Annotated in this window: 8 protein-coding genes; 2 read left to right on the forward strand and 6 right to left on the reverse strand. The window is 65.8% G+C overall.

The features are described 5' to 3' along the window. Window positions 1-169 precede the first annotated feature (169 nt). The 5 genes from CCS01_RS15585 to CCS01_RS15605 form a co-directional block, all read right to left on the reverse strand. Window positions 170-922, reverse strand: coding sequence for an SDR family oxidoreductase (locus CCS01_RS15585; RefSeq protein ID WP_104519718.1), 753 nt, complete (start codon window positions 920-922; stop codon window positions 170-172). Between the two features lie 396 nt (window positions 923-1,318). Next, a complete protein-coding gene (locus CCS01_RS15590; protein ID WP_146101785.1) occupies window positions 1,319-2,329 on the reverse strand; it encodes an ion channel in 1,011 nt (336 codons plus the stop codon). 142 nt (window positions 2,330-2,471) lie between these two features. Further along, complete coding sequence (locus CCS01_RS15595; protein ID WP_204848302.1) at window positions 2,472-4,229, reverse strand: MOSC and FAD-binding oxidoreductase domain-containing protein; 1,758 nt, start codon at window positions 4,227-4,229, stop codon at window positions 2,472-2,474. A 30-nt stretch (window positions 4,230-4,259) separates the two neighbouring features. Further along, window positions 4,260-5,201 (reverse strand): aldo/keto reductase, encoded by a 942-nt coding sequence (locus CCS01_RS15600; protein ID WP_104519724.1) that lies wholly within the window; start codon window positions 5,199-5,201, stop codon window positions 4,260-4,262. 550 nt (window positions 5,202-5,751) lie between these two features. After that, complete coding sequence (locus CCS01_RS15605; RefSeq protein WP_104519720.1) at window positions 5,752-6,399, reverse strand: cytochrome b/b6 domain-containing protein; 648 nt, start codon at window positions 6,397-6,399, stop codon at window positions 5,752-5,754. Between the two features lie 112 nt (window positions 6,400-6,511). On the opposite strand from CCS01_RS15605, the gene CCS01_RS15610 reads away from it, so the two are divergent. Both CCS01_RS15610 and CCS01_RS15615 read left to right on the forward strand, forming a co-directional pair. Beyond that, window positions 6,512-7,348: a carbon-nitrogen hydrolase family protein gene (locus CCS01_RS15610; RefSeq protein ID WP_104519721.1), complete on the forward strand. Its 837-nt coding sequence runs from the start codon at window positions 6,512-6,514 to the stop codon at window positions 7,346-7,348. Window positions 7,349-7,353: 5 nt separating this feature from the next. Then, window positions 7,354-8,169 carry an NAD kinase gene (locus CCS01_RS15615; protein ID WP_239992187.1) on the forward strand — a complete coding sequence of 272 codons (816 nt, stop codon included), beginning with the start codon at window positions 7,354-7,356 and terminating at the stop codon, window positions 8,167-8,169. A 63-nt stretch (window positions 8,170-8,232) separates the two neighbouring features. On the opposite strand, the gene CCS01_RS15620 is transcribed toward CCS01_RS15615, so the two are convergent. Beyond that, window positions 8,233-9,351, reverse strand: coding sequence for a hypothetical protein (locus tag CCS01_RS15620; protein WP_104519722.1), 1,119 nt, complete (start codon window positions 9,349-9,351; stop codon window positions 8,233-8,235). Window positions 9,352-10,140 lie beyond the last annotated feature (789 nt).

Consider the following 10,140-nt stretch of genomic DNA (forward strand, 5'->3'; position numbering starts at 1 on the left):
GCGGAGACGCTGTCGGTGGCGGAGTTCGAGCGGCTGGTGGCGGCGGCTGGGGCGGTGGCCTGATCAAGCGGCAGTCGCAAGGCTTCGATCAGCAAGACCGTGACTTTCCCGGGCATACGGGGCCAGCCGCCATTCACGCCGGACTTCTGCACCAACGACGGATGCGGGATCAGGCTTTCGCCTTTGAACGGCGGAGCCATTCGTCCAGGCCGATGCGGCCAAGGCGCGCCTCGCCCAACGGCACGAGCGAGCGCTCCTCGATCCGGCTGCCCCAGTATCGCGCCTCGGGGTCACGCACCACCTCACGCGGGTCGCCGATTGCCTTCAGGTAGCGGGCGACGATTTCGTTGAACGGCACTCGTTCCGGGCCGGCGATCTCGACGATGCCGTTGCGCGGGGCCGCAAGCGCCACCTCGGCGACGATGGGGGCGACGTCGTCCGCCGCGATGGGCTGGAACAGGCCGGGCGGAAGCCTGATGACGTTTCCATCCATACTTGAATCCGCGATGCCGCCGAGGAATTCCAGGAACTGGGTCGAACGGATGATAGTGTAGGGGATGCCGGAAGCGACGATCAGTTTCTCCTGGGCGACCTTGGCGCGGAAATAGCCATTGTCCGTCCGGTCGATTCCGACGATGGAGAGCGCGACATGGTGCCGGACGCCCGCGGCTGCCTCGGCCGCGAGAAGGTTGCGGCCGGCGGTCTCGAAGAATTCCAGCACCGCCTTGTCTTCGAATGAGGGCGAATTCGCGAGATCGATCACCACCTGCGCGCCGGCCGTGGCCTGTTTGAGCCCCTCGCCGGTGATGGTGTTGACGCCGCTTTCGGGCGAGGCCGCAACGACCTCTTGGCCGCCCTGGCGCAGAATGGCGACGGTCTTCGAGCCGATCAGGCCGGTGCCGCCGATGACGACGATCTTCATGGATTCACCTCCCTTGTCGAGGACTGGAAATCTTCGAGAATTCGGTTTTCGCAGGTGGCCGGCTCGACGCGCACGGCAGCAGCAAGACGGGCGTCATCACGCAAAGGAGGTACGCGAGATTGTTGACGCCGCGCGAGGGCTCTCGCCCAACTTAGGGTTCGACGCGAATAGCCGCTTCAATTGGCGCACGAGCGCCCTTGCCCGTCATGTCCGGCGCAGGCCGGATAGGGGTTAAACATCGAGACAATGCCGGCCCGATCAATGAATGTTTGGGATCTGGCCGCTATAGCCTGGATAGCCAAGCCGAACCACGTGACCCGTTACCGCACAGCCTGCCGCACGAGCAAGTTAAATAATGTTAGTTCGAGCTAACGACCGCGGGCAGGCCCGCGGCATCTACTCCAATGCTTCTTCCCGCTCCGTCCAGCCCGGTTCCAGATGCTCGCCCGTGTCCGGCTCCAGAACCCCGATCCTGGTCAGGTCCGCGACGGGCGTGCCGTCCTCCGCGATGATCACGGCATCCGCATAGCGCATGCCGAATCGTATATCGTCCGGCGTATAGTTGCGGATGTCATGCACCACAGTCGCAAGCGTCGGGTCGCGCGCTTCGATTGTCACGAACAGTTGCGCGCGCGCCGCAATCACCCGCCCCGCATCGTAGCCGCGCAACGGGCTCCGCTCATCCAGCACATGCATGAGTGTCCAGGTTAGAGGAAAGGCCGGGAGGTGCGCCCGTTCGAGCCGCAACTCCTGCGCACGACGAAAATGCCTGCCTTCCGGAGTCGCAACGGACAGAAGCACGTTCAGCTTTGCCACCGCGTCCAAAAGCACACCCAGGCGCCCGTTCCCCACCCGTAACATCAGCGTCGGCTTGCCGTTATGCGTCGCCACAACCGGATTGGCCGCGAAGACCAGCTTGGCCCGCGGGCGCGAAAAGCGGACAAAGGTCAAGCCGGTCACGATGGCCGTGAAGCCGAGTCCGCCGACAATCTCGATTGCTGCGATCACATGGCCATACAGCGTCGCAGGATACATCTCGCCATAGCCGACTGTCGCCAGCGTCTCGATGCTGAAGAAGAAGACGTCCCCGAAGTTATGCGGCCGGGCACTGGCCACGGCACCCGGAACCAACCAGAACAGGGCGGCGAAGGCAATATTCACGAGCAGGTAGATTGCAAGCAAGGTTGCAAGGAACTGCGGCCAGGTGAGCGCAACCGCGAGATGATAGGGATCGCGCATATCGAATCGCGAAGCCCCCTTCTTCTTGAACTCGTAAGAGCCGAGGCGAACCCGCGCTGCCTGTTTGTGGAGATTGCGCTGCATTCCCGTCCCTTTTGCCCCGTCCCTTTTGCCCCGTCCCTTTTGCCCCGTCCCTTTTGAATTGATGCGCCAGACGGCTTTCAGCACGGGGATACCAAGGTGCCTGTTGGGCGTCCAGCCGGACGCATCGCGGCCTGCGCGCGTCCAGGATCCACGCGAGCGCGCTGCGAAATGGCCTGATGTCCAATCGCCGGCGCAGAACTTCGGTGCGGCGCCTTTGGCTATCCCCTCAGAGATCGAGCTCGACCACGGTTATCGGCGTTGCGCAGCAGATCAGCGCATTGCCTTCGGCGGGCGGGTCCAGCGGCTCTGGCGCATAGGCGACTTCGCCTTCGATCAAGCCACTTTCGCAATTGTGGCACACGCCCGAACGGCAGGACCAGCGCACCGGAACGGCACAGGCTTCGGCCAGTTCGAGCAGGCTGCCGAAGCGGGTGTCCCATGGCACGGCGAGACCGCTGCGCAGGAACGTCACCATGGGTCCGCCGCCCGCAGGACCGTCAGGACGATGCGGCAAGGCTGCTGCGACACTGGAGACCCCGGGCGTGAGAGCGGGTGCAGGCCCAAACACTTCCACATGAATCCTGGACCGGGAAATGCCCCATGCCGCCAGGCCTTTCTGGAAATCCTCGAGAAAGCGGGGCGGGCCACACAGGTAGAAGTCGGCATCCTGGGGAACCCCGATATCCTGAAGCAACTGCGGCGAGAGACGGCCTTGCCGATCGAAGTCCTGGCCGGGCACGTCTCCCGGTGCGGGCCGGCTGTAGGCCACGCAGCGCCGGGATGCCGGGAGCGTAACGAGCAGGTCGTCCGCTTCCCGGGCAAAGGAATGGTGCGCCCGATCGCGGGCCGCATGCAGCCACCAAACCGGCCGAGGCGGCGCAGCGGCCGCGGCATGCAGCATCGCCAGCACCGGCGTGACGCCGACGCCGGCGCTGATGAGCACGGCGGGCGTCATGCCGTCCGCGAGCGTGAACGAACCGCGCGGCGCGCTGACCGCCACGTGACTGCCAGCCCGGACGCTTTGGTGGAGAAAGCCGCTTGCGAGACCGTGCTCGTTCTTGACGCCAATCCGATAGTTCGGGCTGCCCGGTGGACCGCACAGCGAATAGTTCCGCGTGACGGCAGGCGCATCCGGGTCCGGCTGCACGCGGACTACGATGTATTGGCCCGGCAAGGCTGGTGGCAGCGGCAAGCCGTCCTCGGCGGCGAGCTCGAACGATCGGACGTCCGCGCTCTCCTCACGCGACGCCGCGATCACCAGCGGGCGGAATCCCCGCCATGCGAGGGGTGCTGATGCGCCGGGCCCGAGGCCGGCGTTGCCCGTCGTGCCGCCCGCTTCGGCAGCGGCGGCCAGCTTCCGCATGGAGCCTTGCCACCCCGGGCTGAGCGCCGGAATGCGGACGGCTCGGCGCAAGGCTTCGAGCGGGTGCTCAGCGGCGTAGAGCAGGGCATCGATCTCGGCGACTGTCATGCGCTCGGGGCCGTCGGAGAGCTTCTCGATGCGATCGCCGGCGCCGAGCTCGCCTTCCTGGATGACGCGGACGTAAAAGCCGGGCCGGTGGTGCGCAACCAGCAGCGCCGGCATCTCCGGATTTTCCAACCTGATGCCGACCCTGTAGCAGGTGTCGCGTGGTTGGCTGACCTCGACGACGACACTGCCGATTCTGAAACGATCGCCGATGCAGACCTCGGCATCGGCGAGGCCGTCCACTGTAAGGTTCTCGCCGAAGATCCCGGGCACGAGATCCGACCGCCCAAGATAGTTCGCCCAGTAGCGGTAGGATTCGAGCTGATAAACCATGATCGCACGCTGCTCGCCGCCATGGCCGCCGAGGTCCCCCTGGCCGTCGCCAGCGAGATTCAGCCGGCCGGCGAAAATCCGCCCCGTCACAGGCTTCTTCCAGATCCCCGTCCGGACCGTCCTGCCTTGCCACGCAACGTCCTGGGGAAGTCCGACATTGACCGAAACGACCACGCCCATCATGGAACCTCCGGAGACGCACCTGAGCCCGGTTCACCTGGTTCGGGGAATAAAGCCCGGCACGCCGGTCCCCACCACCGCGTTGAACCGGACGTTCGTCCTGATGCCCTCCCGAATCTCTCGCATGGCGTCTTCAGGCAGGGCCGATATCTCAAAGTTTTGTTGGATATATTCAGGTTTGGTCGAGGTGGTCAGGAAAGCGGTGCCGCGTTGCACGGCCCACGCCAGCGCAACCTGGGCAGGCGTCTTGTGAACGCGCCGCGCGATGCCTGTGATGACAGGATCATCCACCAATTTCGGGCTCAACCCATGTCCCAACGCCGCGAACGCCAGCAGCACAATCCCGTGCTCCCGGCAGAACTCGAGCAGGTCCCATTCGGGCAGGTACGGATGGGATTCGACCTGCACCACGGCGGGCTTGATCCGCGCACCCGCAACGATCTCCCGCACCTTCTCCAAGGTGACGTCCGACAAGCCGATCGCCTTGCACCGGCCGTCGTCAACGAGGCGCTCGAGCGCCTGCCATGTCTCGACCAACGTCACCCCGGAATCATAGATGACCTGACCGTGCTCGTCCCTTGGGTCCTGGTCGTCGCCGGGCTGGAAGGCAAAGGGGGTATGGATGAGATAGCAATCCACATAGTCGAGTTGCAGCTGCCGGCAACTTGCGTCAAAGGCGGGTTTGACCCGTTCAGGACGATGATTGGTGTTCCATAGCTTCGTGGTAATGAAGACGTCCTTCCGCTGAACCGTCCCTGCCTTGAACGCTGCCTGCATCGCATCGCCAACCGCTTCTTCATTGCGGTATCGTTCCGCACAATCAAGGTGCCGGAATCCCACCTCCAATGCGGTCCTGGTCGCCTGTTTGGTCGCGAGGGGATCGGGGATCAGTGTGCCAAACCCGACGGCGGGGATCATGCCGGATCCGTGGCTGAGAGGAATCCTCGTGTCGCGAAGCGCATCGGAGGTTGCCATGCTCATGCTCCCTTGTTCGAGGCCAGTCGCCGCACAGGCGGCGGATCCGTTCGATGCAGCGTCCGCGTCTCGACATACCCATTCGATTGACCGAGCGCGCGGGGCAGATAAGCCGGGCAGATAAAACGACCTCAGTGCGATCGGAAGCTGGGCCGAAACCGGGGGGCGGACGCATCGGCCGCTGTCTGAGAAGCCAGGATGCCGCGGCACCCCGGCCCCGATAACGATCACACAAAGCCTGCCACCCGTTGGGATATTGGGCAACCCCGGCCACCAGATCGGCGCCTCTCCCGCGGCCCTGGACGCCTGCTACTGATCGAAACGTTTTTTCTCTTCGCGCCAGGGCGCACGCGGCTCGGAAGCAGCGATGGAACAGCCCCCGATCGGCCGATGCGGTTTCATCTCATCCGTTCCCGGAATTCGTCCGCCAGCCGTGGCTTGCTGAGGAACGGCACAAGCGGGCTGACGATCATCATTCAGACCAGCCTGAGGCTGCAACAAAAGCCGCTTTGCCGATGATCAAACGGACAGAAGTCCTTTCGATGACCCTCTACGCCCCGACCACCCACACCACGATCCCCACCGCCGCCGCCAGCGCCGCCAGCGCCCACACCGGGCTGACCAGCCGCGGCGCAACCACCTCCCCCTCCATCGCCTTCGTCCCGGTCAGCATCGGCCGCACCAGGTTCTGCCGCTTGAACACGGCATAGGCGCCGATCGCCAGCACGTGCAGCACGATCACCCCCAGCACCAGGTTGAAGTTCAGCGCATGGACCTTGCTGAGCCAGTCGCTCTGCTCCTTGTCCACCAGGTGCATCAGCGGCCCCTCGGTATTGCCGTCGTCGTTGGAGAACAGCCCGGTGCCCGCCTGCACGCCCAGCAGCGCCAGCATCACCAGCACCATCCATCCCCCGGCGGCGTTGTGGCCGATCTCCCGGTCCGCCTCGCGCCGCCGCAGGTGGGACAGGTGGCGCAGCGCCGCGGCGGGGCTCCTCAGGAAGCGGCCGAACCGAGCCGTGTCGCTGCCGGCGAAGCCCCAGATCACCCGGAACAGCAGCAGCGCCAGGATGGCGGTGCCGCATCGCACGTGCCAGTCCATCAGGTTGGCTTCCTGCGTCACCCAGGCGGCGGCGACCAGCACGACGAGCGACCAGTGGAACAGCCGCACCGGCAGGTCCCACACCTTGATCCGCTGCATGGCCTCCCCCTTCCCTCGCATTGCAACATAAACAGCCCCCCGCCGCCTCGCCACCCTGTTGCGTCGCGGCGGCGGATACGCTTCTCTGCCCCGGCAGAACCGGAGACCGCGGATGCGCGTCAGCGTGATACAGATGAACCCCGGCGCCGACAAAGCCGACAACATCGCCCAGGCACGCCGGCTGATCGACCAGGCGGTGACGCAGGACCGCCCGGACATCGTCAGCCTGCCGGAGGTCTGGGATTCCCTCGGCGGCGACCGCGCCACCCGCGCCGCCAACGCGGAGGCGCTGCCGGCCAGGGGATCCAACGAACCGGGCGGCGAGGCGTATGAATTCCTGCGCGAAACCGCCCGCGCCGCCGGCATACACGTGCATGGCGGCTCGATCATCGAACAGGGGCCGGAGAAGCTGTTCAACACCACCGTGGTGTTCAACCCCGACGGCTCCGAGATGGCACGCTACCGCAAGATGCACCTGTTCGACATCGTCGCCCCCGACGGCACCGGCTACCGCGAAAGCGCCGCCTATGGCGCCGGCGACGAAATCGTCACCTACGACGCCGCGGGCGTGAAAGTCGGCTGCGCCATCTGCTACGACGTCCGCTTCCCCGACCTGTTCTGGACGCTGCGCGCGGCCGGGGCGGAGCTGATCTTCCTGCCCAGCGCCTTCACCCTGGCCACCGGCCGCGACCACTGGGAAGCGCTGATCCGCGGCCGCGCGATCGAGACCCAGTGCTGGTTCGCCGCCCCCGCCACCTGGGGCAAACACCTGGAGGGCAAGGGCGAGCCGCGCTTCACCTACGGCCACTCCATGGTGGTGAACCCCTGGGGGCACGTCGTCGCGCGCGCCTCCGACGGCACCGGCTGGGTCACGGCGCGGATCGACCAGGACCTGACAGCGCGGGTGCGCCGCGACATGCCCGTGCTGGACCACAGGAAGCGCCTTTGAGCGACCTGCCCCCTGGCCTGCCCCCTGGCCCCCCGCCGGCCGAGGAACGAAATTACGAAGTCGGGCAGATCGCCTTCGAGGCAGCGTCCTCGGCGATCGCGCAGGAGGCGAAGGATCGGCTGACCGCGCGCTACGGCGCCTGTTCGCTGGACAAGGCCGCGGTGGTGGTGGCGCTGGGCGGCGACGGGTCCATGCTGGAGACGATCCACAAGGTCCTGCCCTGCAAGATCCCCGTCTACGGCATGAACCGCGGCTCGGTCGGCTTTCTGATGAACACCTACAGCGAGGACCACCTGCTGGAGCGGCTGGCGTGCGCCCAGGCGGCGGACCTGCATCCGCTGCGCATGCACGCGGTGACCGCTGCCGGCGCGGTGGAGGAGGCGCTGGCGTTCAACGAGGTCAGCCTGCTGCGGCAACTGCGCCAGGCGGCGAAGATCCGCATCCTGGTGGATGGCCGGGTGCGGCTGGAGGAGCTGTCCTGCGACGGCGTACTCATTTCGACTCCGGCCGGATCGACCGCGTACAACCTGTCGGCGCACGGGCCGATCGTTCCGCTTTCCGCAAATCTGCTGCCGCTGACGCCGATCAGTTCGTTTCGGCCACGGCGGTGGCGGGGCGCGCTGCTGCCGAGCGATGCGGATGTGGTGTTCGAGGTGCTGGAGCACGACAAGCGCCCGACCGCGGCGGTGGCGGATTTCACCGAGGTGCGCGACGTGGTTTCGGTGGCGGTGAGCGAGGACCGGACGGTGTGCGTGCGGGTGCTGTTCGATCCGGACCGGGGGCTGTCGGAGCGGATCATTGCGGAACAATTCACGGTATAGCCGAGCAACGACCGGCATGGCAGGCCTTCATCCTGTCAGCAGCCGGCCCGATCCAGCGGCCTGCTACGGCACCCCGCGCACCACCGCCTTGACTCGCCGGACAATCGTTCCCGCCGCCGGCTTTACTGCCCCGCCGGCAGCCTGAACCTCCTGCCCCGCAACCCGTTCCAGCCATGCCTCCCGCCAGTAGAAATACGGCGCGCGTGGGCAGAACAGCCGCGAATAGTTGTCCAGCCCGGCGCATTTCAGGCCTTCCAGGATGATGCAGTCATTCACCAGCCTGATCATCCGGCCGGATTTCTCGTCGATCAGCCGGTTGACCCGTCCCAGCACGCGATAGGTCTTGCCGCAATACCGCAGCATCTCCCGATCGAACACCAGGCCGCGGTTCTTCCAGTTCCTGTTCAGCGTCGCCTTGATGTCTTCCGCCGAACGCACGCGCACCCATTCGCCGGGCTGCAGACCGAGCGTTGCGACGGGCGCCGCCCCGGGCGCCGCGGCGCGTGCCGGCGGTGGACGCACCGGCTCGGGCGCGGCGCCGTTTCGTGCCCGCAGCAGCCTGGCCAGTTTGCCGTTGCCGCGCTTCCAGATGGTTTCGGCCATATGACGGATAAACGTTCCCACCGGAACGTTCCGGCGGCTCATGTCCTCGAAATAGTGGCGCAGATTGGTGTTCGATATCGCCTCGGTTGCGGCGACGATTTGCGTTACCTGGCACCGGTAGCGGATCTCCCCGCCCTCGGCTGCCGGGGCAAGGGTGGCGCGTTGCAGCAGGGCAAGGCCGTCGAGATCCGGCGCCGGCTGGGTCCCCGCTGTCCCGGCCGGCCCATCGACCGGCTTCAGCCAGGCGGTCTTCCAGAACAGCAGGCAATGTGCATCGCAACCGTCATGGCCGCTTCCGTCGCAGCGGGTCTCCAGGTGCACGGCATCGTTCAACCGGCGCAGCTCGCTGCCGCCGGTGGGATCACAGGTCTTGTGGGCCGACTTGCTGACGCGAAAGCGCTGCCCGCAGTATTGTACCATCTCCGGCATGAACGGCATCGCGTCGAGCGAGGCCTGCTCGTCCAGGGTGGCAAGCACCTCGGCGAATGGGCGCACTTCAACCCAATCGCCCGGAAGGAACTTGTCGCGCTCCTGCGCGATGGAGGCCTGATTGGGTTGGCACAGGAATTTTTCGGCCATGTGGTATCGGTTCAACTCGCTGTTTTTGCGCAGTCCAACAGGTGAGCCGCGTCTGCCGTTGCCAGATGCTGACCCCGGTTGCTGACCCCGGTTGCTGACCCCGGTTGCTGACCCCGGTTGCTGACCCCGGTTGCTGACCCCGGTTGCTGACCCCGGTTGCTGACCCCGGTTGCTGACCCCGGTTGCTGACCATGGATCCTGCCGTGGCGTCAGCACCGGGCCGGCTGACATCGGCATTCGTCAGTTTCCTCCCTGCCAATCACCGATCACGGCCGCCGATCGCCAGGGTGTTCACGCAGCTTTCCCCATTACGAAACTACACACTATATCGGAGCTGGTCCTAACGGCATGCAAAATCGTGTGAGACAACATGGGAATTGCCGTTGGGTCAGATTCAATTAAGGGGTGGTATCAGCGTGACCGCAATCACGAAACAATCATCCGGCTGATGACATTGCTCGTGACATTGCTCGCGCGATATGCGCCGGACGGTTTCCGGCCGATGACGGCACGGGCCGCGAAACCATTTGCTGACCGCGCACGATCAGGTGATCGGCCAGGTGATCGGCATGACGCAAGCGCCCGGCGCTGCGCCGGCACGGACGGGAATGACCCGTACGCGGCCAACCGAAGGCCAGCGAGCCGGGTGTGCGGCACGGCCGGGCAGGACGTTAAAATGAAGAAACAACAGCCGCACGGAGCGCCACAGGGCAAACCGTACGGCGCCACGCGGAAGCCTCTGGCAGCGCAACCCGTGGCGCCGGCGCCCCGTCGCCCCCGGCAGGTCCC

The sequence above is a fragment of the Rhodopila globiformis genome, assembly GCF_002937115.1.
Taxonomy (GTDB): Bacteria; Pseudomonadota; Alphaproteobacteria; order Acetobacterales; family Acetobacteraceae; genus Rhodopila; species Rhodopila globiformis.